The sequence below is a fragment of the Citrobacter arsenatis genome, from assembly GCF_004353845.1.
In the GTDB taxonomy this organism is placed as follows: domain Bacteria; phylum Pseudomonadota; class Gammaproteobacteria; order Enterobacterales; family Enterobacteriaceae; genus Citrobacter; species Citrobacter arsenatis.
The window spans coordinates 5050000-5075516 of the sequence record NZ_CP037864.1 but is presented as its reverse complement, the minus strand read 5'-3'; the positions used below and the strand labels follow the sequence as shown (position 1 = coordinate 5075516).

Sequence of the window (25517 nt, the reverse complement as noted above, 5' to 3'; positions counted from 1 at the left end):
AGCTTCTGATAAAAATAGGATGAATATCCTATAGTATGCGCGCAGAGCGGGATTATTCACAACTAATCGAAGATAAATAATCAAATGCTGCAAGTATTATTCAGCTAATGATAATACTACTATTTTGATTAATAAGGAATTTTAAGCGATAAGATCGGCCATGGCGCTTTTTATTGGCGGGTTCATAGTGAAGCACGTTTTCCTCAATATAATCGCCCAACCGATCCTAAACTTAAATGAGCAACCGCACAGGCTGCGTGCGGTTAATACATGGAGGAGGGAAGGTTATGGCGAAAATAGGTGAGAACGTTTCGGTCCTGATTGATAAGACGGTCGATTTTATGGCTTCCAGCCAGGCTTTTCGCGAATATCTGAATAAGACACCGCCGCGCAACGTTGTCCCTTCTGAAATACCGCAGGAGAATGCGCAGCTGTATCTGCAACGTCTGGCGTATTATCGGCAACTGTATCGACCGCAGCAGGAAGAGAAGTAAGCCTGCAGTGTCTTATTTTTGAAAGGCTTTTTTTAAGCTGATTTTAGAAATCAGCTCGGTCAGGGAAAGTACCATCGTGGAGCGCACCATCTGCTGGTAGCGTTGGATCTGCATCGCGTGCAAACCTGAGTCTGAGGTATCAAACTGCGGTGGCGGCGGGAGTGCCGTCACGCAGTGGAGCTCGCCAAACGGACCAAGAATTTCGTCGTCGGTGAACGCGTATTCATTGCCGTCATGGTTTAACTCTTCCCGCAGCGCCATTAGAAGCTCCGCATCTTCATACTCCGGCCGGCTGAGTACGCCCAGACCGTAGATGAGCTTCAGGCGAACGGAAAGATCGCCCAGCGGACCATCGCCGTCAAGCAGCGGTTCTACGGCATATTTCACCGCATAGTCGTCTTTGCGAAATACCTGAAGCACAAGAATATTCACCGCCTCGGTGAGCAGTTCTACGGCGGTGATGAGGAAGCTGCGTACGGTTTTGCCAGCATTCAGACGCTCAAGCACACGATTTTCAAAGGCCTGCGTTTGTTCCATTATTGCCTGCATATCTGACAATCTGTCATTTGGGCGCAGGCTGACCTGCGCCGCATTCTCTATCATTTGGTTGCGTTATATGCGTTAACCGCCTCCGCCACCACTTCACTGTTGGCATCCAGACCGGAAACCTGCGCCAGCGCGGCCTGTGGACCTTTTTCGTCGATCAGCGCGGCCAGTTCCTGTGCCTGCGGATCTTCCTCACTGCGATAGTGCATTGCCGCAGCAATACCGGTGACCAGATTCGCGTGCGGCAGACCATATTCCAGCGTGCCCAGCAGCGGTTTAATCAGACGATCGCCGGCGCTCAGCTTACGCAGTGGCTGACGACCCACGCGTTCAACGTCATCTTTCAGATACGGGTTTTCAAAGCGACCGAGGATTTTCTGAATGTATGCCGCATGTTTTGCTGCATCAAAGCCATAGCGTTTGATCAGTACCGCGCCGCTCTCTTCCATCGCACCTTTTACCACTGCGCGGATTTTCTCGTCGAGAATCGCGTCACGGATGGTCTGATGACCGGTCAATTTTCCGAGGTACGCGGTTATAGCATGCCCGGTGTTCAGCGTGAAGAGTTTACGTTCGACAAATGCCATCAGGTTATCAGTTAATTCCATTCCCGGGATGTTCGGCAGTTCGCCTTTAAACTGCGTTTTGTCGACAATCCACTCACTGAAGGTTTCAACGGTAACTTCCAGCGGATCGTTGGTCGCTGAAGCGGAAGGGGGAACAATACGGTCGACGGCGGAATCAACGAAGCCAACATGTTCTTCAACCCAGGCTTTGTCTTCATCTGCCAGCGCGTTCATCACGTGGCCTTTCAACTGGGTCGTTCCGCGCACCATGTTTTCACAGGCGATGATATTCAGCGGCGTCGTGATGCCCTGCGCTTTGCGTTTAACCAGCCCTTTGGCGATGGCCGGAGCGATGCGCTCAAGCACGACCGGACCGACGGCGGTAGTGACTAAATCTACATGGGCAATCAGGTCGACGACATCATCACCGATGCTGCTCACGGCGTTGACGCCGGAGACGGTATCAACCTGCTCGTTTTCACCCACCACATGAACCTGATAGCTATGACGGGCATTCAGGGCATCGAGCACGACCTGGTTTACATCCGCGAACGTCAGCTGTATCCCCGCGTCCGCCAGCAGTTTGCCGATAAAGCCACGACCGATATTACCTGCGCCAAAATGTAATGCTTTCATAGTATTAACCTTCATTAATGTTTTTACCCAAGAGGGCTGGGGTGAGGGACTGCATAGATTTCCCCTCAACCTAACCCTCTCCACAAGGGAGAGGATATCGCCTTCATATTTCGAACTGCAGATGCGTTGGCTCTCCTCGCTCACCCCAGTCACGTACTTATGTACGCTCCTGGGGATTCACTGCGTTGCCGCCTTCCTGCAGCTCGAACTATTTTGGCGATACTTAACCGTTAAGCTTTTTTACCCGCCAGCAGTTCCAGAACTTCATCCACGCTGGTGGTATGAGCCAGACGTTCGATCACGGATTCATCATCCAGAGCGTTGGTCAGGCTGGTAATCACCTGGATGTGCTCGTTGTTACGCGCTGCGATACCAATCACCAGGCGGGCAATATCGTCTTCTTCTTCACCGAAGCGAACGCCTTCCGGGTACTGGCAGAACACCACGCCGGTTTTCAGCACGCGGTCTTTGGCTTCAACCGTACCGTGCGGTACAGCGATTGACTCGCCGAGGTAAGTCGGGGTCAGTTTTTCACGGTCCAGCATCGCCTCAACGTATTCTGGCTCAACGTAACCACCTTTCACCAGTTGCTCACCGGCAAAGCGAATCGCTTCTTCTTTGTTAGTGGCTTTACGGCCAAGGAAGATGTTCTCCGCACCCAGTTTGAACAGGTGGGTGTCACCCTCTTCAAAGCTGTCTTTCAGGTGATCGCGGACTTTTTCCTCGTTTACATTGTGGCGTTGCGCCGCAACCAGACGTTCAGTCAGGCTGGAGTACAGGCCGCTGTCGAGGAAGTTGGTCAGCGAAATGTGCTGTGCCTGAGGCACCTGGCGCATTGCACGTTCGGTCAGGTCACGGTGGGTAATGACCAGATCCACATCAGGCGGCAGATTGTTAATCGCGCTGTTAGTGACGGAGATCTGAGACAGACCGGCATCCTGCACTTTCTTACGCAGTACGCCCGCACCCATGGCGCTGGAACCCATACCGGCATCGCAGGCAACGATGATTTTACGCACATGGCTCAGGTCGTTGGTCACGTCGCCAGCCGCCAGCGGAGATGCGCCTTTAGATTCCGCTTTCATGTCGTGCATACGACGGGTAGCGGCATCAATGTCATCATCTTCTTTCACTTTGCTGGTTTTCAGCAGAATGGCTGAGACTACAAAGGAGACCGCCATTGCAGCACAGATAGCGGCGATGTTAGCGAAGTAAGCCCCCTTCGGCGTCATTGCCAGCACGGCCAGGATAGAACCCGGAGAGGCCGGAGAAACCAGGCCGCCGTTCAGGATAGTCAGGGTAAATACGCCAGTCATACCACCGAGGATTACGGCCAGGATCAGACGTGGGTTCATCAGCACGTACGGGAAGTAAATTTCGTGGATACCACCCAGGAAGTGGATGATTGCCGCGCCGCCCGCAGACTGCTTAGCGCTACCGCGACCGAAGAACATGTATGCCAGCAAGACGCCCATACCCGGACCTGGGTTAGCTTCAATCAGGAAGAAGATGGATTTGCCCATCTCATGGGACTGTTGAATACCCAGCGGTGAGAAAATACCGTGGTTGATGGCGTTGTTGAGGAACAGGATTTTCGCCGGTTCAACGAAGATAGACGCCAGCGGCAGCATGTCATGGACAACCATGAAGTTAACGCCTGCCGCCAGAATTTTGGACAGTGCTTCAACCAATGGGCCAATGCCAAGGAATGCCAGAATGGCGAGGATCATCCCGATGATGCCTGCGGAGAAGTTATTCACCAGCATCTCAAAACCGGACTTGATCTTACCGTCTACCCAGTTGTCGAAATGTTTGATAGCCCAGCCGCCCAGCGGACCTGCGATCATCGCGCCGAGGAACATTGGCATATCTGCACCGACGATAACGCCCATGGTGGTGATAGCACCAACCACGCCGCCACGCTCGCCGCCAACCAGCTTACCACCGGTATAACCGATCAGCAGCGGCAGCAGATAGGTGATCATTGGCCCGACAAGCTTCGCCAGCGTTTCGTTCGGCAACCACCCTGTCGGAATGAATAATGCGGTGATAATACCCCACGCGATAAACGCGCCGATATTTGGCATCACCATGTTGCTGAGGAATCGACCAAAGCTTTGCACCTTGATCTTAATATCGGATGACATAAAAACACCCCTTCTTATGTTTGCTATCGCGCAGGCTGAAAGCCCGAGGTTTGTTAATGTAGCGGCAGGAGGTAGCCGGACCCTGTAGATACTGCGAAATCTGGCACTGAATCGTTCAACTGTCCAGTCGACGGCCTTTTATGTGATATTCGTCACGTAAATATAGGGTGTATGGCGTTAGTTAATGTGATCTTAATCACAAAATACCGGTACAAAAAAACATCATAGGATCGGAATTCGCCAAAAACGGCGGTTAAATGTGAACTGATTCACATTTTTGTTTTTGCTGTTTGTTGAATCTTTGTGATGTAGATCGCAAAGTATTTTCATCTGGATTTGATCGGATGTGATCTACAGCAGGTTCTACCCCCGACATTTTTATTGCAAAACAAAGCAACTTCTCACCAGAAAAAATATTTTTTTTGTGGTATGGCGAAAACCCCAAACTGCAGTTATGTTCAAAATATCAGCCTGGGTGCATACGGCTGCCGGCATAAAAAAACTCTAATTAGCGTGAATTCGAGGCAGGTATGTTTCTAAATTATTTCGCGTTGGGCGTGCTGATCTTCGTATTTCTGGTGCTGTTTTATGGAATCATCGCCATCCACGATATTCCCTATAATATGGCTAAGAAGCGCAACCATCCCCATGCCGATGCCATCCATACGGCGGGTTGGATTAGTCTGTTTACACTCCATGCCATTTGGCCGTTCCTGTGGATTTGGGCCACGCTCTACCAGCCTGAGCGTGGGTGGGGCATGCAGTCACACATCACGCCGACCGGAAAGGAACCAGACCCCGAGATTGCTGCGCTGACAGCGCGCATCACCCAGTTGGAAAAAAGACTGGATGGGGAGAATAAAACCGATAACTCCACCTTTCCGGAGATTTAATCATGGATTTGTTGATTGTCCTGACCTATGTGGCATTCGCCTGGGCCATCTTTAAAATATTCCGTATTCCGGTAAACCAATGGACGCTTGCGACCGCTGCATTAGGCGGCGTGTTTATTGTGGCGGGACTCATCTTATTAATGAACTATAACCATCCGTATACCTTTACGGCGCAAAAAGCGGTTATTTCAATTCCTATTACTCCGCAGGTCACGGGAATTGTTAGTGAGGTAACTGATAAAAATAATCAGCTGATTAAAAAAGGCGAAGTGCTATTTAAACTTGATCCAGGCCGCTATCAGGCGCGCGTTGACAGACTCCAGGCCGATCTGGTGACTGCGACGCATAATATCGACAATCTGAAAGCGCAACTGTCGGAAGCGGTCGCCAATACCACCCGCGTGTCTGCGGAACGTGACCGTCTGTATAAGGATTATCAACGTTATTTGAAGGGCAGCCAGGCGAAGGTTAACCCGTTCTCTGAAAGCGATATCGACAACGCCCGGCAAAACTATCTGGCCCAGGATGCGCTGGTCAAAGGGTCGGTCGCGGAACAGACGCAGATTCAAAGCCAATTAGACAGCATGGTCAATGGTGAGCAATCTCAGGTTGCATCCCTGCGTGCCCAGCTCGCTGAGGCAAAGTATAACCTTGATCAGACTATCGTTCGTGCGCCCAGTAACGGTTATGCCACACAGATTTTAATACGCCCAGGGACCTATGCGGCGGCATTGCCTTTGCGCCCGGTGATGGTGTTTATTCCTGAACAGAAAAGACAGATTATTGCGCAATTTCGTCAAAACTCGTTATTGCGTCTGAAGCCGGGCGATGAAGCGGAAGTGGTGTTTAACGCGCTGCCTGGTCAGGTATTTACCGGTAAGCTGACAGGTATTCAGCCTGTGGTGCCGGGCGGGACTTACCAGGCACAGGGCGCGTTGCAGTCACTGACGGTCATACCTGGTTCGGATGGTGTCATCGCCAGCATTGAACTGGATCCTAATGCCGATGTGGATGCGCTGCCGGACGGTATCTATGCCCAGGTGGCGGTCTATTCCGACCATTTCGCCCACGTGTCGGTAATGCGTAAAGTACTGCTGCGCATGACCAGCTGGATGCATTACCTTTATTTGGATCATTGAGACCGTCATCACCTGCCATTTGTGCAGACCTGAGCCATACTAAGCTGTGCCCTACATTCGTTGGGCGCAGCTTTTTTGTTGGCAAAAAGGACCCGGCATGAAACTCATTGGCAGCTATACCAGCCCTTTTGTGCGTAAAATTTCTATTCTGTTACTGGAAAAGGGCATCACCTTCGAATTTGTGAATGAACTCCCCTATAACGCGGATAGCGGCGTGGCCCGCTATAACCCGCTAGGAAAAGTGCCCGCGTTGGTCACCGATGAGGGCGAGTATTGGTTTGACTCTCCGATCATCGCGGAATACATCGAGCTGCTGGATATAGCGCCAGCCATGCTGCCGCGTGAACCGCTGGCGGCGCTGAAGGTTCGTCAGTTGGAAGCGCTGGCAGATGGCATTATGGATGCCGGTTTAGTCTCGGTGCGCGAACAGGCTCGCCCCGCTGCCCAGCAGTCAGAAACCGAACTGTTACGCCAGCGGGAAAAGATTACCCGTAGTCTGGATATGCTGGAGAGCTATCTGGCGGACGGTACGCTGAAAACGGATACGGTTAACCTGGCAACCATCGCGATTGCCTGCGCCGTCGGTTATCTCAATTTCCGTCGGGTCGCGCCAGGCTGGTGTGTTGATCGCCCGCGCCTGGTCAAACTCGTGGAAACGCTCTTTCAACGCGAAAGTTTTGCCCGCACGGAACCGCCAAAGGCTTAAGGCTTGATGCGCATTATGTCCGCCTGAAGAAAGTCACGGTACAATCCTTCCTATATCGATATCCCTCTCCACGGTGGAGAGGGCCACCAACAGCCAGGCCCTTTCATGACAACCGACATGCGTTCACTCTACAGCCAGCTTCCTGCTATCGATCGTTTACTGCGCGATAGTGCCTTCCCAGCCTTACGAGAGTCTCACGGTCATACCCGGGTGGTTGACCTGCTGCGTCATATGCTCGACGAAGCCAGAGAAGCCATCCGCGACACGCACGCGCTCCCGGCATGGTGTGAAGACTGGGCGCAAGAAGCCAGTGCCCGGCTGGAACGAGAATCGCAAAGCGCGCTGCGTCCGGTGATTAACCTGACCGGTACGGTGCTGCACACCAACCTGGGTCGCGCGTCGCAGGCCGAAGAAGCGATCGAGGCGGTTGTGCAGGCGATGCGCACGCCGGTGACGCTGGAATACAGCCTGGATGATGCCGGGCGCGGACATCGGGATCGGGCCCTGGCTGATTTACTTTGTCGTCTGACGGGGGCGGAAGACGCCTGTATCGTTAATAACAATGCGGCAGCGGTTTTGCTGATGCTGGCCGCCACGGCTAACGGTAAAGAGGTGGTCGTTTCACGCGGCGAACTGGTAGAAATTGGCGGCGCGTTTCGGATTCCGGACGTTATGTGCCAGGCCGGATGTATGCTGCGCGAAGTGGGTACCACCAACCGGACCCATGCGAAAGATTATCGTCAGGCGGTGAATGAAAACACCGGGCTGCTGATGAAAGTGCATACCAGTAATTACAGCATCGAAGGCTTTACGAAGTCGGTGGATGAGGCAGAGCTTGCCGCTATTGGCAAGGAGCTGGATGTACCGGTGGTGGCGGATCTCGGCAGCGGTTCGCTGGTCGATCTCAGCCAGTATGGATTACCGCAGGAGCCGATGCCGCAGCAGCTGATTGCCGCAGGCGTCAGTCTGGTGAGTTTTTCTGGCGATAAACTGCTGGGTGGGCCGCAGGCCGGGATTATCGTCGGTAAAAAAGAGATGATCGCTCGCTTACAGAGTCATCCGCTGAAACGTGCGTTACGGGCTGATAAAATGACGCTGGCTGCGCTGGAAGCAACGCTGCGCCTTTATCTGCACCCGGAAGCACTGGCGGCGAAGTTGCCGACGCTACGCCAGCTCACCCGCTCGCAAGAGGCAATCCACGCGCAGGCTCAACACTTACAGGCACAGCTTGCCGAGCATTACGGCGACGAATTTGCCCTGAATGTGATGCCCTGCCTGTCGCAGATTGGCAGCGGCTCGCTACCTGTAGATAGGCTGCCCAGCGCGGCATTAACCTTTACCCCCCATGACGGGCGCGGTAGCCGCCTTGAAGCGCTGGCCGCCCGCTGGCGCACGTTGCCCGTGCCGGTCATTGGGCGAATTTATGATGGCCGCTTGTGGCTGGATCTGCGCTGCCTTGAAGACGAACCCCGGTTTATGGAGATGATGCTGAAATGATTATTGCAACCGCCGGACACGTTGACCACGGTAAAACAACGTTATTACAGGCGATTACCGGCGTGAATGCCGACCGTTTGCCGGAAGAAAAAAAGCGCGGTATGACCATCGATCTCGGCTATGCCTACTGGCCGCAGCCGGACGGGCGGATACTGGGATTTATCGATGTTCCCGGACACGAAAAGTTCTTGTCTAACATGCTGGCGGGTGTCGGCGGGATTGACCACGCGCTGCTGGTGGTTGCGTGTGATGATGGCGTGATGGCGCAAACGCGTGAGCATTTGCAAATTTTGCAACTGACGGGTAATCCGCAGATCACCGTGGCGCTCACGAAAGCCGACCGCGTAGATGAGGATCGCATCAACGCGGTACGTGCCGAGGTGCACACTACGCTTGAGAACTATGGTTTCGCCGATGCGGCTCTGTTCGTGACGGCCGCCAGTGAAGACCGTGGAATCGAAGAACTGCGTGAGCATTTGCTGCAATTACCGTCGCGCGAGCATGCCAGCGATCGCAGCTTTCGCCTGGCGATTGACCGTGCCTTTACGGTCAAAGGCGCGGGGCTGGTGGTGACCGGGACGGCGCTTAGCGGTGAAGTGAATGTTGGTGACACGCTGTGGCTCACGGGCGTCAACAAACCGATGCGCGTACGCAGCCTGCATGCGCAAAATCAGGCCACCGATCGCGCGCAGGCGGGGCAACGTATTGCGCTGAATATTGCCGGCGATGCGCAAAAAGAAGAACTTAACCGTGGTGACTGGCTGCTTTCCGATGCGCCGCCAGAGGCTTTTACCCGGGTGATTGTTTCTTTAGAACATGCCGCGCCGCTGATGCAGTGGCAGCCGTTGCATATACACCACGCGGCCAGTCATGTAACCGGGCGAATCTCGCTGCTTGAAGGAACGCTGGCGGAACTGGTGTTTGATGCACCGCTTTGGCTTGCTGATAACGACCGTCTGGTGCTGCGCGATATTTCTGCCCGAACGACGCTGGCTGGCGCGCGCGTGGTAACCCTCAATCCGCCACGTCGCGGGAAACGTAAGCCGGAATATCTGCAGTGGCTGTCGGCGCTGGAGAAGGCGCAGAGTGACGGTGACGCCCTGGCGCTGCATCTGACGCGCGGAGCGGTGAATATTCCTGACTTCGCCTGGGCGCGTCAGCTCAACGGTAACGGTATGCGTCCGTTGATTGAACAACATGGCTTTATTCAGGCGGGATACAGCCTGTTGAATGCTCCCGTTGCCGCGCGCTGGCAGCGAAAAGTACTCGATACGCTGGCGACCTACCACGAACAGCATCGTGATGAGCCAGGGCCTGGACGCGAACGTCTGCGCCGTATGGCTTTGCCGATGGAAGACGAAGCGCTGGTTTTGCTGCTGATTGAAAAGATGCGCGAGAGCGGCGCCATCCATAGCCATCATGGCTGGCTGCATTTGCCGGATCATAAGGCGGGTTTTAGCGATGAGCAGCAGGCAATCTGGTTAAAAGCAGAACCGCTTTTTGGCGATGAACCGTGGTGGGTACGCGATCTGGCAAAACAGACCGGTACGGATGAGCAGATGATGCGCGTGGCGTTACGACAAGCTGCACAGCAAGGCATCATTACCGCGATCGTAAAAGATCGCTATTACCGTAACGACCGGATTGTGGCCTTTGCCAATATGATCCGCGAGCTGGATCAGGAGAAAGGATCGACCTGTGCGGCTGATTTCCGCGACAGGCTTAACGTCGGGCGCAAATTGGCTATCCAGATTCTGGAATATTTTGACCGCATTGGTTTTACGCGTCGCCGGGGAAATGATCATTTATTACGCGATGCGTTATTGTTCCCGGAAAAATAATGAAACAATTAATTCATGGATTAAATGAATTAATACAAAATATATATTGACTGAAAAAAGCACATTAGAATATGAACCTAATGTGCTTTTTAATTTTAGGTGTTATTAAAATAACAACCACGATCATATTTTGTTGGATATTTCACACGTATGCTTCCTGACTCTTTTGAGTAATTAAGGATCGTACAATGGCTGCTTCAACATTTTTTATTCCTTCCGTGAATGTAATCGGCGCTGATTCATTAAAAGACGCGATGAATACAATGGCGGAATATGGTTTTCGCCGTACGCTGATTGTCACGGATGCCATGCTGACGAAATTAGGTATGGCTGGCGAGATTCAAAAGGCATTACAGGAACGTGATATTTCCAGCGTAATTTACGACGGTACGCATCCTAATCCCACGACCAGTAATGTTGCTGCTGGCCTGCAAATGTTGAAAGAAAACCAATGTGATAGCGTTATTTCCCTCGGTGGTGGTTCTCCGCACGATTGTGCGAAGGGCATTGCGCTGGTGGCGGCTAACGGCGGCGATATTCGCGATTACGAAGGCGTGGACCGTTCTGCAAAACCACAGCTGCCAATGATTGCCATTAACACCACTGCGGGTACGGCGTCTGAGATGACCCGTTTTTGCATTATTACTGATGAAGTACGCCACATTAAAATGGCGATTGTGGATAAACACGTTACGCCGCTGCTTTCCGTTAATGACTCCTCGCTGATGGTCGGCATGCCGAAGTCTCTGACGGCGGCAACCGGTATGGATGCGCTGACTCATGCTATCGAAGCCTATGTTTCTATTGCTGCGACTCCTATTACCGATGCGTGCGCGCTGAAAGCGGTTACTATGATTGCCGAAAACCTGCCGGTCGCCGTTGAAGATGGCAGCAACGCTCAGGCGCGTGAAGCGATGGCCTACGCGCAGTTCCTTGCGGGTATGGCCTTTAACAACGCCTCTCTTGGCTACGTGCACGCCATGGCGCACCAGTTGGGTGGTTTCTACGATCTGCCGCACGGTGTATGTAACGCTGTACTGCTACCGCATGTGCAGGTTTTCAACAGCAAAGTGGCTGCCGCTCGTCTGCGCGATTGCGCTGCGGCGATGGGTGTGGACGTTGCGGAATTGAACGCAGAGCAAGGGGCGGAAGCCTGCATCGCGGCGATCCGCGAACTGGCGCAGAAGGTGAATATTCCAGCCGGTCTGCGTGAGCTGAACGTGAAGGAAGAAGATATTGCTGTTCTGGCGACCAATGCCCTGAAAGATGCCTGTGGTTTCACTAACCCAATTCAGGCGACTCATGAAGAAATCATGGCGATTTATCGCGCTGCCATGTAATTCGTGATACCTGTCGTAAAGCAGGAAATGGCTGGCGAATAATTCGCCAGCCCCGTCTACCCTTGAAGTACCCCTACAGCAAGGAGACGGTCATGACCAATAACCCCCCTTCAACGCGTATTTATCCCGGCGAGTATGGTTACCCTCTGAAGTTGAAAGCCCGATACGATAACTTTATCGGCGGTGACTGGGTCGCACCGGCAGACGGTGAGTATTACCAAAACCTGACGCCGGTAACCGGGCAATTACTGTGCGAAGTGGCCTCTTCAGGCAAAAAGGATATCGATCTGGCACTGGATGCCGCGCACAAAGTAAAAGATAAGTGGGCGCAGACATCCGTGCAGGACAGGGCAGCGATTCTGTTCAAAATCGCCGATCGTATGGAGCAAAATCTCGAGCTGCTGGCGACTGCCGAAACCTGGGATAACGGTAAACCTATCCGCGAAACCAGCGCGGCAGACGTGCCGCTGGCGATTGACCATTTCCGCTATTTCGCTTCCTGTATTCGTGCGCAGGAAGGGGGAATCAGCGAGGTTGATAGCGAGACCGTGGCGTATCACTTCCATGAACCTCTTGGCGTGGTAGGGCAAATTATCCCGTGGAACTTCCCGCTGCTGATGGCGAGCTGGAAGATGGCACCTGCGCTGGCGGCGGGTAACTGCGTGGTGCTTAAACCTGCGCGGCTGACCCCGCTGTCTGTACTGTTGTTGATGGAAGTCATCGGCGATTTGCTCCCGCCTGGCGTGGTGAACGTGGTAAACGGCGCGGGTGGGGAAATCGGTGAGTATCTGGCGACGTCAAAACGCATTGCGAAAGTGGCGTTTACCGGCTCAACGGAGGTCGGGCAGCAGATCATGCAGTACGCCACGCAGAATATTATTCCCGTCACGCTGGAGCTGGGTGGGAAATCGCCCAATATCTTCTTCGCTGACGTGATGGATGAAGAAGATGCGTTCTTTGACAAAGCGCTGGAGGGCTTTGCGCTGTTTGCCTTTAACCAGGGCGAGGTGTGTACCTGTCCAAGCCGTGCGCTGGTGCAGGAATCCATTTACGAACGTTTTATGGAACGAGCGATTCGCCGGGTGGAGAGTATTCGTAGCGGCAACCCGTTAGATAGCGTGACGCAAATGGGTGCGCAGGTGTCGCATGGTCAACTGGAAACCATTCTGAATTACATCGACATTGGTAAGAAAGAAGGGGCCGATGTTCTTACCGGGGGACGGCGCAAGCAGTTGGATGGCGAGTTGAAAGAGGGTTATTACCTCGAACCGACCATTCTGTTTGGTAAGAACAACATGCGGGTTTTCCAGGAAGAGATCTTTGGACCGGTGCTGGCCGTCACGACCTTCAAAACCATGGAAGAGGCGCTGGAAATCGCCAATGACACCCAATACGGACTCGGTGCTGGTGTCTGGAGCCGTAATGGAAATCTGGCGTACAAGATGGGCCGCGGGATTCAGGCAGGGCGCGTATGGACCAACTGTTACCATGCTTACCCGGCGCATGCGGCGTTCGGCGGCTACAAGCAGTCGGGCATCGGGCGCGAGACGCACAAGATGATGCTTGAGCATTATCAGCAAACCAAATGCCTGCTGGTGAGTTACTCAGATAAACCGCTGGGACTGTTTTAATATCCTGTCACTTACTGCCCGGACGCGTTTAGCGTACCGGGCATCCCCAGGAGCTTACTCAGGTAAGTGACTGGGGTGAACGAACGCAGCCAACAAAGAAGCAGCTCGAAAGACAACGGGTATATATAGAAACCCATATATCGTTATATAAATAACACCATTGCATCCAATCTGGTCATTCCACTACTATTATCAACTCTATTGTTTAAATCAAATAGCAGCCGAATTTTTTATTTAAATCCCTGAGGCAAATATGTTCCTTGATTATTTTGCATTAGGAGTGCTTATTTTTGTATTCCTGGTCATTTTTTACGGGATTATTATTCTGCATGATATTCCCTATCTAATTGCAAAGAAACGTAACCATCCTCATGCTGACGCAATACATGTCGCTGGCTGGGTGAGCTTGTTTACCTTACATGTTATTTGGCCCTTTTTATGGATCTGGGCAACGCTTTATCGTCCGGAACGCGGGTGGGGCATGCAGAGCGCGGATTCTTCCCTGATCCAGCTTCAGGCAAGGGTTGCCGATCTGGAAAAGAAACTGGGTGAGGCGAAGACCTCTCCGGCGGAGTAATATCGATGGATTTACTGATCGTTCTGACCTATGTCGCGTGCGCATGGTCAATATTTAAAATATTTAAAATTCCTGTAAATAAATGGACAGTACCTACCGCAGCATTGGGCGGTATATTCATTGTTTGCGGGCTGATATTACTGATGAATTATAACCATCCGTATACATTTAAGGCGCAAAAGGCGGTAATTTCTATTCCCGTCGTACCGCAGGTAACGGGTGTCGTGACGGAAGTGACGGATAAGAAGAATACGCTGATCAAAAAAGGCGAGGTTCTGTTTAAACTCAATCCGGGACGTTATCAGGCGCGGGTAGATCGTCTGAAAGCTGATATTGTCACCGCACAGCATAAAGAGCAGGCTCTGGTTGCGCAGTTAGACGAAATGCAAGCCAACACGCAGCGGGCAAAGGCCACGCGTGACAAACTGGCTAAAGATTACCAGCGCTATGCGCAGGGGAGTCAGGCGAAGGTGAATCCTTTTTCTGAACGCGATATCGACGCGGCGCGGCAAAACTATCTGGCGCAGGAAGCCGCGGTGAAATCCTCTGTTGCAGAACAACAGCAAATCCAGAGTCAGTTAGACAGCCTGGTGCAGGGTGAAAATTCGCAAATTGCCAGCCTGAAAGCGCAGTTGGCCGAAGCGGAGTTTAACCTGGACCAGACCGTGGTTCGCGCGCCCAGCGATGGTTACGTTACTCAGGTATTGATGCGTCCCGGAACCTATGCCGCCGCGCTGCCAATGCGCCCGGTGATGGTGTTTATTCCGGATCAAAAACGGCAAATTATCGCCCAGTTCCGTCAAAACTCGCTGCTGCGACTGGAGCCAGGCGATGAAGCGGAAGTGGTGTTTAACGCCCTGCCGGGTAAGGTATTTAGCGGTAAACTGGCTGCCATCAGCCCGGCCGTACCGGGGGGGACATACCAGTCGAACGGGGCGCTGCAATCCTTAAATTCTACGCCCGGTTCTGAAGGGGTGATTGCCACAATTGAGCTGAATGAAAATGCGGATGTGAGCGCGTTACCTGATGGTATTTACGCCCAGGTCGCCGTTTACTCTGACCACTTCGAACATGTGTCGGTCATGCGTAAGGTCTTGCTGAGGATGACCAGCTGGGTGCATTACCTGTATCTCGACCACTAGGCACAGGCTATTTTGCTTGCCATTTTGAACCTGGGCAGTGCTCGAAATCCTCACGTACTGCGTGTACGCTCCGGTTTCTGCGCGCTGTCCGTGTTCAAACTACCTGCGCCAATAACGCCTGTTGAGTCTGGTATCCTCATTTTGCTTGCTCAGTCTGCTGCTCCAGCGACTGAGTAAGCTGCTGGCGGATCTCTGCCAACATCTCATCAAGAATAAACTGTACCCGCCATGGCTGATATTCACGCTTGCGGAAAATCGCTACCAAATCCAGCCACCATTCATGCTGTTCTGAGAAACATGGAACCAGCAATCCGGATTGAACATCTTTTTGTACACTCGCATTCGGCGCAAAAACAATGCCCAGGTGGTTACGTGCCAGCGCCAATGCAGACTGTGTATTGTCGCAGACATAATTTCCGGTCACCCGATAATCGTGCATTTCCTTGCCGCCGGAGGAGGTGAAACGCCAGATATTGGCATCATCTATCATCATGGAATCAATCAGAATGCAGGAATGTTCTTCCAGTTCATCCGGACTACTAATAGGATGTTCTTTGACATATTCAGGGCTGGCAAATGCCGTCACTGCATATTTGGTAATAAAACTGGCGACCAGTGATTCATCCTTAGGGTGTGCATAGGTGATTAAAACATCACAATCATCAGGAAATTCTACGCCTTCATAAAATGCTTTCCGCTCAAGGTTACATGTTTTAAGTGAGAGGCTAATGCCGCCGATATTCTGAATTTTTGCAATAACATGTTGCGATAAGTAAGCAATAATTCCCGTTGGTGCATAGACCGTTACTCGGCCACGTTTTTCATGCTTATAATCAGCAATAAAACTATTGAGCTGATCGTTTCTGTCTAACATGTCATTGATGTAAGGAAGCAGCGCCGTACCAAACGGCGTGAGGGTCAGTTGTCGGGTGGTGCGATCAAACACCTTTAATCCAACTTTTGATTCAAAATCAGCAAGATATTTGCTGACGTTGGCCTGTGCGATGCCGAGAACCGTAGCGGCATGACTGATGTTTTCACTGGCAGCAATTACCGAAATAATCTTCAGTTCCCGGTGTTTGAGTTGTAATTTGTTCATCGCCAAACCCAATATATATATGTTTGTATATATTACTATATAAATATGAATGTTGCATCGATGAAATTGTAAGCATTATTATGCACGCGCTTTGTAGCTTATTTTAAAATGGAATGTTGGCATGTTAATTAAACGCAATATTGTGGCGCTGTTCGCCTTTTCTTTTATGGCGAGTGCAACTGCCGCAGAATTTTCTATTGGTGCTGGCGCTGTATATAATGAATCTCCTTATCGTGGATATAATGATAACGTTCACGCAGTACCACTTGTCAGTTATGAAAGTGAATCATTTTATTTTAGGCAAACAACGTTAGGTTATATTCTTTCAAAAAATGAAAGTAATGAATTTAGCATCACTGCCTCATACATGCCGCTTGAGTTTGATCCAGGTGATAACGACGATCATGCGATGAAAAAGCTGGATAAGCGTGATGCGACCGCGATGGCGGGTGCTGCGTGGTATCACCATGAGAAATGGGGCAGCGTGAAAGTTTCTGCCGCAGCGGATGTGCTGGATAACAGCAATGGTTGGGTCGGGGAATTGTCGCTGTTCCGCCAAATGCCGATGGGCAAGCTGACGCTGACGCCTGCGATTGGCGTGCTCTACTATGACGAAAACTTCAACGAATATTACTACGGCATTTCCGGCAATGAATCCCGCCGTAGTGGGTTATCAAGCTACTCCCCAGGGGACAGCTGGACACCGTATGTTGGCCTGTCCGCTAAATACGCGTTGACCAGCAACCTGACGCTGCTGGCCAGCGCCAACTATAGTGCGCTGCCGGATGACATTAAAAATAGCCCGATGGTTGATCGCGATGACAGCTTCACCTTGATGTCCGGTCTGACATGGCGTTTCTGATTTAAATACGTGCCTGATGGCGCTTCGTTTATCAGGCCTACCTGGATGGTGGTTGTAGGCCGGATAAGACGCGAAGCGTCGTCATCCGGCACGCTTTCAGCTACTGCTCGTTTACCCAGATACGCATTTCGCCTTCACCACGGTTTGCCCAGCTAAACCACGGAATAAACGTCAGCGTATGCGCCTGACGCGAAGCCGGTGAAACATCGTAGTGCCACAAAGGTTGTTGCGTTGCGTCGGTGCTACTTTGTTTCACACCTTCAGCCTGAATTAACATCTTATGACTGAATAGCCCCTTACCCTCGAACACTCTGAATTCACTTTCTTTCGCCAGCCACAGGTTGTGCAACTCTTCGCCGTTGTCGGCCTGCTCCAGGCAATACACCAGCGGTCCACGTTGAATGGCGACCTTACCAGCAACATGACGCACCAGTGGGTTGCCGTATACCCGCCGTACCGGCATCGGCAGAGTCAAACTGAGCGTATCGCCTTCCTGCCAGGTTCGGCTGATGTGCAAATAGCCTTTGCGAATATCCTGCTCAACCGGCTGCCCATTCAGCAAAACCTGCGGCGCGGAGCACCAGTCCGGCAAGCGCAGGGCCAGAGTGTGATACACCGACTGCGGTGATTCGATAGCGATTTTCACCTGCTCATGCCATGGGTAATCCCCGCTAATGCGCAGTTTGAGCGAGCCATCTGCCACGGGGATTTCCATACTATTGCCCACGTACATATTGATATATAGCGCGTCCTGACGTGGCGTATAGATGTAATGGCCGATTGAGGTTAAGACGCGGGCGATATTTGGTGGACAACAGGCGCAGCCGAACCAGCGTTGGCGAACGGGCTTCACGTGGTCATAAATATGATTAAATTTTAATGACTTGGGATGCACTTCCAGCGGGTTAACGTAGAAGAAGTGTTTACCGTCCAGCGCCATGCCGCCGAGCACGGTGTTATACAGGGCGCGCTCCATTACGTCGGCATACTGGCTATCGGCCTCCATTTCCAGCATTCTGCGGGCGAACATCATGAGTCCGATTGAGGCGCAGCTTTCCGCGTACACGGAGTCGTTAGGCAGATCGTAATCGCTGCTAAACGCTTCGCCGCTGCTTTGTGAGCCGATCCCGCCGGTAATGTACAACTGACGCTGGGCCATGTTTTTCCACAGACGCAGGCAATCCTGACGCTTGCCTTCGTCCTGACTTAAGCGTGCCAGATGCGCCACGCCGGTCATCAGGTAGACAAAGCGCACCGCATGACCGATAGCCGTTTGCTGCTCTGAAATGGGCTGATGTGCCTGGCTATAGGGCTTATCTTTCACCATCCACGCCGGACCGTAGGTGTGCCAGTAAGAGGTTTGCCCGCGTTTTTCGTACTCTTGGTCATAGAAATGGGGCTGGGTGCCGCGCTGTTCCACAAAGTAATTTACCAGCGCCATATAGCGCGGCTGCTGAGTCACTTCATACAAGCGCATTAAGGCTAGCTCGATTTCCGGGTGTCCTGGGTAGCCGCGCAGCTGATTTTCACCAAGCCCAAACACGCTGTCGATGTGATCTGCCAGCCGACACACTACCTCTAGCAGACGACGCTTACCCGTCGCCTGGAAGAATGCGACGCCCGCTTCAATTAAATGACCGGCACAGTACAGCTCATGGCATTCGGCGAGGTTGGTCCAGCGTTCATTCGGGGCTTTTACCGTAAAGTAAGTATTGAGATAGCCATCTTCACACTGTGCCGCAGCCACCAGTTCAATGACCTCATCAGCGGTTTTCTCAAGCTCTGCATCGGGTTTCTGGCACAGGGACCAGGCGACGGCCTCCAGCCATTTCGCCACGTCACTATCCTGAAAAACCATGCCGTAAAACTCGCCATCCTGCAGCCCCGCGGCGATACGGAAGTTTTCTATCGCATGGCTTGGTTCCGCCTCTGCAATGCGGTCATTAAGCGCATCCCACTGGTAGGGGATCACCACATCACGCACCAACTGCTGATATTGTCCGAGGAACGGATCGCTGACCGTGAGCTTATGCAGGTCGACTTCCAGTACGTTCATTTCATGCTCCTTAAGGCTGTACATGACGCTGACGCAGATCGGTGGCAATGCGCGACATCATCGGGTTATTGAGTTTACAAATGCGGATAGACAGCGCCAACAGCAGGTGGAACAGCGCGGGCAGCAGCGTTTCCATCGCGGTAATCCCTTGCAGCGAACTGGCGGTTTGGTTGCCAGCGCCTGGCTGATAGGCGACAAAAATAAACAGCAGGCTGATGATCCCCGCGCTCGAGGCCCAGGCCAGCTTGATGAAAAACAGGTTGAAGGCGAAATTCATGCCGGAGGAACGCACGCCGGTTTTCCACTCGCCGTAGTCGTCGGCAAAGGCCATCAGCGAGAAGTGCAGCGGCAGCGTGAAACCCAAAATAATGCCGTTGCCGAGGATCACCGCCAGCCACAGCGTCTGATAAGCCGGACCGGTTGGCAGGAACCACATCAGCACCGCCAGCGCCGTCAACACCAGGTTGGTGTAGTAATAGAGTTTGACGGTATCGATGCGGCGGGTCAGCGGGCTGACGATCACTGAACCGATAATGGATGCGAAGGTGACCATGGTGAAAAACAGCGACGTGTAAGCGGTGCTGCCTTCCAGCACGTAGGTAATAAAGTACATGTACCCGCCGCCGCGAATATTGAAGACGTTAATCAGCAGGAAAGACATCACCAGCATCAGTAATAGCTGGTCATTTTTGCGCAGCCCGCCAATGTGTTCGCGCAGGGTAAATTTCCCCATCATCGCCAGCGGCACACGCTCGCGCACCCAGAAGAAGCAGCACAGGAACATCACTACCGCGATGGCACACAGGATACCCACGCCGAACTGATAACCCTGCGCAGCGTTGCCCTGACCCAGAACATCCACCATCCACGGCAGGCCGACGGAGACAAGGAATCCCGCCACGCCGCACAACACAAAGCGCCAGGACTGGCAGGCGATCACCTCATTGTGGCGGGTGGTCATGGTGTTGATTAGCGCACAGTACGGCACGTTGATCGCGGTATAGCCGACGGAGAGCAGCAGATAGGTGCCGAACGCCCAGGCAATTTTTACGCTCATGCTGGCGTCAGGGACGGTAAACGTGAGTACGCCGATAATGCCAATGGGAACCGCAACCCACAGCTGCCAAGGGCGAAAGCGTCCCCAGCGGCTCTGTGTTCGGTCGGCCAGTACGCCCATTATCGGGTCGGAAATGGCGTCAAATACGCGCAGGGCAATAAACAATGTGCCGACCAGTGCGGGCGTTAACCCGAAGATATCGGTGTAGAAGAATGTCAGGAAGTTCATGATCAGACAGGTAATGACCGTCCCACCCGCATCGCCTAACCCATAACCTATTTTTTCACGCAGAGATAATTTGTCGTCCTGGGCACGCTGTGCCAAATCAGATGTCGTAATCGGAGCCGAAGTCATAAATAACTCCCGGAGAGGATGTTCAGAAAGTTCCCCGCTACGCTGCGGGTTATTTGTGGGTAATTTGCAAAGTACGTTATTTATTCTGCACGAAATGTTTGGAGCAACAAGGGAAGAGAAAAGTATAAAAAGATGACAATTCCGACTTCATCATGAAAATGTGATTTCGATCCGGCGAAAAGTAGTTTTATCGTGAATAATCAATAATAAAGAACGATTTAATTAATGCTAAAAGCGGGAATTTGAATATATATGCTCGAATTATCCATGTCTCTTCCGATTAAAGTCCAAAATGGCGGGTTATTTATTTCCCGGGGCGTGGGTAGCCATCCGGCGCGGCAACTGCAATCCTGGGAAATCATTTTTGTCGAAAAAGGGACATTAACGATTCGCGAAGGGCAGACCGTTTTTTGCGTGAATGCCGGAGAAAGTTTGTTGCTGTGGCCGCAGCGCTCGCATATTGGCGTCGGGCAATTTCCGGCTGATTTGAAATTTTACTGGCTGCATTTTGAGATGACGGAAGAAAACAGCGCATCAATAACGCAACCATTACTTGCTATCCCTCAGCATACCCGGGTGAACGAGCCACAATATATTATTTCGCTGTTTCGTCAGTTCTTACGCGAGCAGGAAAATATTCATCGCAGCATGGCGCTGGAACTGATCCTGCTGCTGATTTTGCAGCAAATATCTGCCGCTGCCAGCGAGCAACCCGCAGATAGCCCTGGCAATGCGCTGGCCTGGAAAGCACAACAAATAATCCACACCCAGTTCCACTTGCCGATTTGCGCCTCAACGTTGGCGAAAGAGCTGCATTGTAATGCGGACTATCTGGGGCGCGTATTCCGTAGCGCTTTCCGGCTGACGCTAACCGAAGCGTTACATCGCCAGCGGGTAAGGGCGGCAGAAAAACTGTTGATCAGTGACTCGCTGTCACTTACCGAAGTGGCGATGAAATGTGGATTCAATGATGTGGGTTATTTTCGCAAAATCTTCCGCAAGCATACCAGCCTGACGCCCGCGGCGTGGAAACGGCGCTATTGCAAAGAGCATATTAATTCGGCGTAAGTGAGGATTGCCGGGTGGCGCTATGCTTACCCGGCCTACAAAATTGCAGCGCAGCGCCTCCGGACGTTAGTTTTGCCCGTAATACGCGTTCACGCCGTGTTTGCGCAGGTAGTGTTTATCCAGCAACTCAGGCTGCATATCCGGTAACTGCGGGGCTAACTGGCGTGAGAACAGCCCCATGTAGGCACACTCTTCGAGCACCACGGCGTTATGTACGGCGTCTGCGGCGTCTTTACCCCAGGCAAACGGACCGTGTGAATGCACTAATACCGCCGGAACCTGCAGCGGATTAAGAGAGCGTTGCTCAAAGGTCTGAATGATGACCTCTCCGGTTTGATATTCATATTCACCGTTGATTTCCTCGACGGTCATCAGACGGGTACACGGAATCGAGCCATAGAAATAATCGGCATGCGTGGTGCCCCATGCCGGGAGATCCTGCCCTGCCTGCGACCAGATTGTTGCGTGGCGTGAATGGGTATGGACGATCCCACCTATTTCAGGATAGCGGCGATACAGCGCCAGATGGGTTGGTGTGTCAGATGAGGGTTTTTTACTGCCTTCAACCACGCAGCCGCTGGCGATATCCACCACCACCATATCGTCGGCGGTCATCACGTCATATTCCACGCCGGATGGCTTAATCACCATCAGTTTACGTGTTTCATCTACCGCGCTGACGTTACCCCAGGTAAAGGTGACTAAACCATGGGCCGGAAGCGCCAGATTGGCCGCCAGCACCTCGGCCTTCAGTTGTTCTAACATGGAAATCCTCCTTCCTGCATACGTGCTTCTATCCAGCGCCGTGCCTGAATAATTTCCAGTACCGGCTCTTTCGCTTTTTCAGTCCACATTTCAATCAGAAACGACCCGCGATAGTTCAGCTCGTGCAGCGTTTTGAAGATACCAACAAAGTCCACGCACCCTTCGCCAAAAGGTACATCGCGAAACTGGCCCGGATGGGTTTCGGTTACTGGCAGTGTGTCTTTCAGGTGGATAGCGGCGATACGGTCAATGCCCAGCGTCAATTCGGCAGTGACGTCATTACCCCAGGCGCTGAGGTTGCCTACGTCCGGATAGACGGTGAACCACGGCGATGACAGCATTTCATCCCACTTTTTCCACTTGCTGATCGAGTTCATAAAAGCGGTATCCATGATTTCTACCGCCAGCATGACCTGCGCGGCGGCGGCTTGCTCGACCGCCCATGCCAACCCTTCGGCAAAGCGCTGCTGCGTACCTGCGTCATGTTCTTCGTAATAGACGTCGTAACCGGCCAGTTGAATGGTGCGAATTCCGAGATCGCGCGCCAGACGAATGGCTTTGGTCATGATGTCGCGCGCCCGGGCGCGTACAGATTCATCGCGGCTGCCAAACGGAAAACGGCGGTGGGCGGACAGGCACATTGAGGGAATTGCCACGCCGGTTTCTAGCATTGCGCTCACCAGCGATGCGCGCTGAGCAGGACTCCAGTCGAGACGCGACAGACGTTCATCGGTTTCATCCACCGACATCTCGACGAAATCAAAACCGCAGCTTTTCGCCAGCACCAGACGCTCCGGCCAGGAGAGGTCTTTCGCCAGCGCTTTTTCATAGATCCCTAACGGATGATTACGCATGCTGTGCTCCCCAGATGGCATCGATTTGCGCATGGAATTCGCCAGCTACTTGCGTTGGGTGTTGCGCCCCCGCCAGTGCACGCCCGGCGATAAAGGCTTTGACGTTAATATCGCGAAACAGCGGCAGGTCGGCGGGCGTAATTCCGCCGGTAATCGACAGCTCCAGGCCGATATCAGAAAGCGCCTTCATTCGTGTCAGGTCTGCTTCTCCCCACTGTTGCCCACTGGCCTGGGCATCGCGCCCGCGATGGTAAATTGCCTGACGAACCCCAACGCGATACCAGTCACGGGCATCATCCAGCGTCCAGTTGCCGAACAGTTCCATCTGAATTTCACCGCCGCAGGACTGTGCGACGCCATGACCTTTCTCTACCGTTGCCAGCGGCGCGGCGCAGATGATGGTCATCCAGTTGGCGCCAGCGTCAAACGCTTGCTGTGCGAGGGTTTCACCCGCATCGGCCACCTTCCAGTCGGCGACGATGATTTTATTTGGGCACTGGGCACGCAGCGCTTTCACGGCGCCAAGGCCTTCGGTTAAGCAGAGAATCGTCCCTGCCTCAACGATATCAACACTCTCTTGAAGCAGTGCGACATCGCGCTGGGCCGCCTGCAGGTTGGTGTGGTCGAGCGCCAGTTGCAGTAATGGTCGACTCATTATTCATACTCCTTAATGCGGGCGTGATAGCCCTGTAGTGCGGTAATTAAATTCTGGTATTGGCGGTATTTACGCTGGTAGCTCGCATGCGCCGCGGCGTCCGGCAGCAGCGTACGTACCGGGTGCTGTAAGCTGCGCTGGGCGTCGATGAAATTGTGATAAACGCCGGTGCCTACGCGGGCGGCAAGCGCTGCGCCAAAGCAGCCGGTCTCTTCAATCTGCGGCAGCTCGATACGTAAGCCGCTGACGTCTGCCAGCATTTGCATCCAGATGTCGGAGTGGGCCGGACCGCCGGTGACGCGCAGGGTATGCGCCTGCGTAAAACGTTCGCGCATGCGGTTGAGGTGGGTCATGTGGCTGAAAACCACGCCTTCGTAGATGGCCTGTAATAAGTGGGCACGGGTGTGTATAGCCTGCATGCCATAAAAGCCGCTGGTCATTTCCAGCCCGGCGTTGCTGCCGTACAAAAAGGGCAGAAAGAAAAGCGCGCTACCGGCTTTTGGCAAGCTGGCGACGGCCTGATTGATCTCATCAAAAGAGAGTTCGCCCCACTGGGCGGTAAACCATTCCAGATTGCCGGAGGAGGTTGGACTCGCTTCGTGAACGATGTACTGCACGTCATTCACATAGCGACCATAAACATAGGGATGGGCCTCGTGGTCACGCAGGCCGTGAGCGATCCCGCTGGTGACAGCCCAGGTTCCCATTACCGCGTTGAGGGTGTATTCATCTTCGATACCGGCGCAGAGTGCGGTGGAAACCACATCAAACAGACCGCCGACGACGGGCGTGCCCGCCGCCAGACCGGTTATGGCGGCTGTCTGAGCGGTGATTTCCCCGCATATTTCTGCTGAACCAACGACAGGTGGCAGGGCAGGGTCGATTTCACTGATGCCCAACCACTGGGTCAGCCGCGGGTCGTACTGACCCGTAGTCATGTTGTAGAGGTTCGACTCGGAGATATTGCTCTCTTCGCAGCCTTTGACGCCGGTTAAGCACCAGCGCAGGTAGTCATGGCCCATCATGACGCTGCCAATTTGCGCATAGCGCTGAGGGGTGTTCTCTTTTACCCAACGCAGGAGCGATGCCGGATGCCCGGTCCACAATGTCTGGCGAGTGACCGGGTAGAGCTGCTCAGGGATCCCATCCTGCTGCCAGCGCTGAACGATGTCCATTGCGCGTCGATCGGAAGAGAGAATGGCATTGCCCAGCGGTTTATCCTGCTTATCAAGAAGGAACAGGCCTTTACCCTGAGCGGAAATACCGATGCCTTTGATTTGCTCACCGCAGACGCCAGTGCGTTTTAACAGACCGGAAATGGTCGCGACGCACTGTTGCCACAGTTGGTGCATGTCGCGTTCGGCGTAACCTGGCAATGGCGATATTGTCTGCAACGATTGCCGGTTAATTCCATGCTCATGACCTTTGGCATCATACAAACCTGCTTTCAGATATGTACCGCCACAATCAATACCCAGCCAGAAGGTCGCTTTCTCACTCATCTTTGTTATCTCATTTTTGCCGGATGGCGCTGCGCTTATCCGGCTTACGACGGTTGCTACCTGTAGGCCCGGTAAGCGAAGCGCCACCGG

Annotated in this window: 22 protein-coding genes; 12 read left to right on the top strand and 10 right to left on the bottom strand. The window is 52.9% G+C overall.

Features of this window, described 5'->3' with window-relative positions; genetic code table 11:
• The first annotated feature begins 287 nt into the window (after positions 1 to 287).
• Positions 288 to 494 carry a hypothetical protein gene (locus E1B03_RS25460; protein ID WP_003827334.1) on the top strand — a complete coding sequence of 69 codons (207 nt, stop codon included), beginning with the start codon at positions 288 to 290 and terminating at the stop codon, positions 492 to 494.
• A gap of 12 nt (positions 495 to 506) precedes the next feature.
• Here E1B03_RS25460 and mtlR read toward each other — a convergent pair whose 3' ends face one another.
• The 3 genes from mtlR to mtlA form a co-directional block, all read right to left on the bottom strand.
• Positions 507 to 1097, bottom strand: coding sequence for a mannitol operon repressor MtlR (gene mtlR / locus E1B03_RS25455; protein ID WP_103769439.1), 591 nt, complete (start codon positions 1095 to 1097; stop codon positions 507 to 509).
• A complete protein-coding gene (gene mtlD, locus E1B03_RS25450; protein WP_133087134.1) occupies positions 1094 to 2242 on the bottom strand; it encodes a mannitol-1-phosphate 5-dehydrogenase in 1149 nt (382 codons plus the stop codon). The genes mtlR and mtlD overlap by 4 nt, the downstream gene beginning before the upstream one ends.
• Positions 2243 to 2472: 230 nt before the next feature.
• The gene (gene mtlA, locus E1B03_RS25445; protein ID WP_103769441.1) at positions 2473 to 4389 is read right to left on the bottom strand and encodes a PTS mannitol transporter subunit IICBA; all 1917 of its coding nucleotides are present in this window, start codon (positions 4387 to 4389) and stop codon (positions 2473 to 2475) included.
• A 530-nt stretch (positions 4390 to 4919) separates the two neighbouring features.
• Here mtlA and E1B03_RS25435 point away from each other — a divergent pair.
• From E1B03_RS25435 to E1B03_RS25395, 9 genes are all read left to right on the top strand, one after another.
• On the top strand, positions 4920 to 5282 hold the full coding sequence (locus tag E1B03_RS25435; protein WP_103769442.1) for a DUF3302 domain-containing protein: 363 nt from the start codon (positions 4920 to 4922) through the stop codon (positions 5280 to 5282).
• 2 nt (positions 5283 to 5284) lie between these two features.
• Positions 5285 to 6421, top strand: coding sequence for an HlyD family secretion protein (locus E1B03_RS25430; protein ID WP_103769443.1), 1137 nt, complete (start codon positions 5285 to 5287; stop codon positions 6419 to 6421).
• Positions 6422 to 6518: 97 nt separating this feature from the next.
• Positions 6519 to 7127, top strand: a complete 609-nt coding sequence (locus E1B03_RS25425) for a glutathione S-transferase (protein ID WP_103769444.1) — start codon at positions 6519 to 6521, stop codon at positions 7125 to 7127.
• A 105-nt stretch (positions 7128 to 7232) separates the two neighbouring features.
• Positions 7233 to 8624: an L-seryl-tRNA(Sec) selenium transferase gene (gene selA, locus E1B03_RS25420; RefSeq protein WP_133087133.1), complete on the top strand. Its 1392-nt coding sequence runs from the start codon at positions 7233 to 7235 to the stop codon at positions 8622 to 8624.
• A complete protein-coding gene (selB, locus tag E1B03_RS25415; RefSeq protein ID WP_133087132.1) occupies positions 8621 to 10465 on the top strand; it encodes a selenocysteine-specific translation elongation factor in 1845 nt (614 codons plus the stop codon). Before selA ends, selB begins: the two co-directional genes overlap by 4 nt.
• Before the next feature lie 188 nt (positions 10466 to 10653).
• Entirely contained in the window at positions 10654 to 11805 is a 1152-nt protein-coding gene (gene yiaY / locus E1B03_RS25410; protein ID WP_133087131.1) for an L-threonine dehydrogenase, read from the top strand.
• Positions 11806 to 11897: 92 nt separating this feature from the next.
• Positions 11898 to 13436, top strand: a complete 1539-nt coding sequence (gene aldB / locus E1B03_RS25405) for an aldehyde dehydrogenase AldB (RefSeq protein WP_003827344.1) — start codon at positions 11898 to 11900, stop codon at positions 13434 to 13436.
• 253 nt (positions 13437 to 13689) lie between these two features.
• The gene (locus tag E1B03_RS25400) at positions 13690 to 14013 is read left to right on the top strand and encodes a DUF3302 domain-containing protein (protein ID WP_103769449.1); all 324 of its coding nucleotides are present in this window, start codon (positions 13690 to 13692) and stop codon (positions 14011 to 14013) included.
• A 5-nt stretch (positions 14014 to 14018) separates the two neighbouring features.
• Positions 14019 to 15155 carry an HlyD family secretion protein gene (locus E1B03_RS25395; protein ID WP_103769450.1) on the top strand — a complete coding sequence of 379 codons (1137 nt, stop codon included), beginning with the start codon at positions 14019 to 14021 and terminating at the stop codon, positions 15153 to 15155.
• 136 nt (positions 15156 to 15291) lie between these two features.
• On the opposite strand, the gene E1B03_RS25390 is transcribed toward E1B03_RS25395, so the two are convergent.
• The gene (locus tag E1B03_RS25390) at positions 15292 to 16254 is read right to left on the bottom strand and encodes a LysR family transcriptional regulator (protein ID WP_133087130.1); all 963 of its coding nucleotides are present in this window, start codon (positions 16252 to 16254) and stop codon (positions 15292 to 15294) included.
• Between the two features lie 121 nt (positions 16255 to 16375).
• Between E1B03_RS25390 and E1B03_RS25385 the strand changes: the two genes are divergently transcribed.
• The gene (locus E1B03_RS25385) at positions 16376 to 17116 is read left to right on the top strand and encodes a MipA/OmpV family protein (RefSeq protein WP_103769452.1); all 741 of its coding nucleotides are present in this window, start codon (positions 16376 to 16378) and stop codon (positions 17114 to 17116) included.
• Between the two features lie 100 nt (positions 17117 to 17216).
• On the opposite strand, the gene E1B03_RS25380 is transcribed toward E1B03_RS25385, so the two are convergent.
• On the bottom strand, positions 17217 to 19172 hold the full coding sequence (locus E1B03_RS25380) for a glycoside hydrolase family 127 protein (protein WP_133087129.1): 1956 nt from the start codon (positions 19170 to 19172) through the stop codon (positions 17217 to 17219).
• A 10-nt stretch (positions 19173 to 19182) separates the two neighbouring features.
• On the bottom strand, positions 19183 to 20583 hold the full coding sequence (locus E1B03_RS25375) for an MFS transporter (protein ID WP_133087128.1): 1401 nt from the start codon (positions 20581 to 20583) through the stop codon (positions 19183 to 19185).
• 252 nt (positions 20584 to 20835) lie between these two features.
• Between E1B03_RS25375 and E1B03_RS25370 the strand changes: the two genes are divergently transcribed.
• Positions 20836 to 21651, top strand: coding sequence for a helix-turn-helix domain-containing protein (locus E1B03_RS25370; RefSeq protein WP_103769455.1), 816 nt, complete (start codon positions 20836 to 20838; stop codon positions 21649 to 21651).
• 66 nt (positions 21652 to 21717) lie between these two features.
• Here the strand turns inward: E1B03_RS25370 and araD are convergent, their stop codons facing one another.
• The 4 genes from araD to E1B03_RS25350 are packed head-to-tail and all read right to left on the bottom strand — an operon-like array spanning position 21718 to position 25427.
• Entirely contained in the window at positions 21718 to 22416 is a 699-nt protein-coding gene (araD, locus tag E1B03_RS25365; protein WP_103769456.1) for an L-ribulose-5-phosphate 4-epimerase, read from the bottom strand.
• Positions 22410 to 23270: an L-ribulose-5-phosphate 3-epimerase gene (locus E1B03_RS25360; RefSeq protein WP_103769457.1), complete on the bottom strand. Its 861-nt coding sequence runs from the start codon at positions 23268 to 23270 to the stop codon at positions 22410 to 22412. Before E1B03_RS25360 ends, araD begins: the two co-directional genes overlap by 7 nt.
• Positions 23263 to 23925, bottom strand: coding sequence for a 3-keto-L-gulonate-6-phosphate decarboxylase UlaD (gene ulaD, locus E1B03_RS25355; RefSeq protein WP_103769458.1), 663 nt, complete (start codon positions 23923 to 23925; stop codon positions 23263 to 23265). The genes E1B03_RS25360 and ulaD overlap by 8 nt, the downstream gene beginning before the upstream one ends.
• Positions 23925 to 25427: an FGGY-family carbohydrate kinase gene (locus E1B03_RS25350; RefSeq protein WP_133087127.1), complete on the bottom strand. Its 1503-nt coding sequence runs from the start codon at positions 25425 to 25427 to the stop codon at positions 23925 to 23927. The genes ulaD and E1B03_RS25350 overlap by 1 nt, the downstream gene beginning before the upstream one ends.
• Positions 25428 to 25517 lie beyond the last annotated feature (90 nt).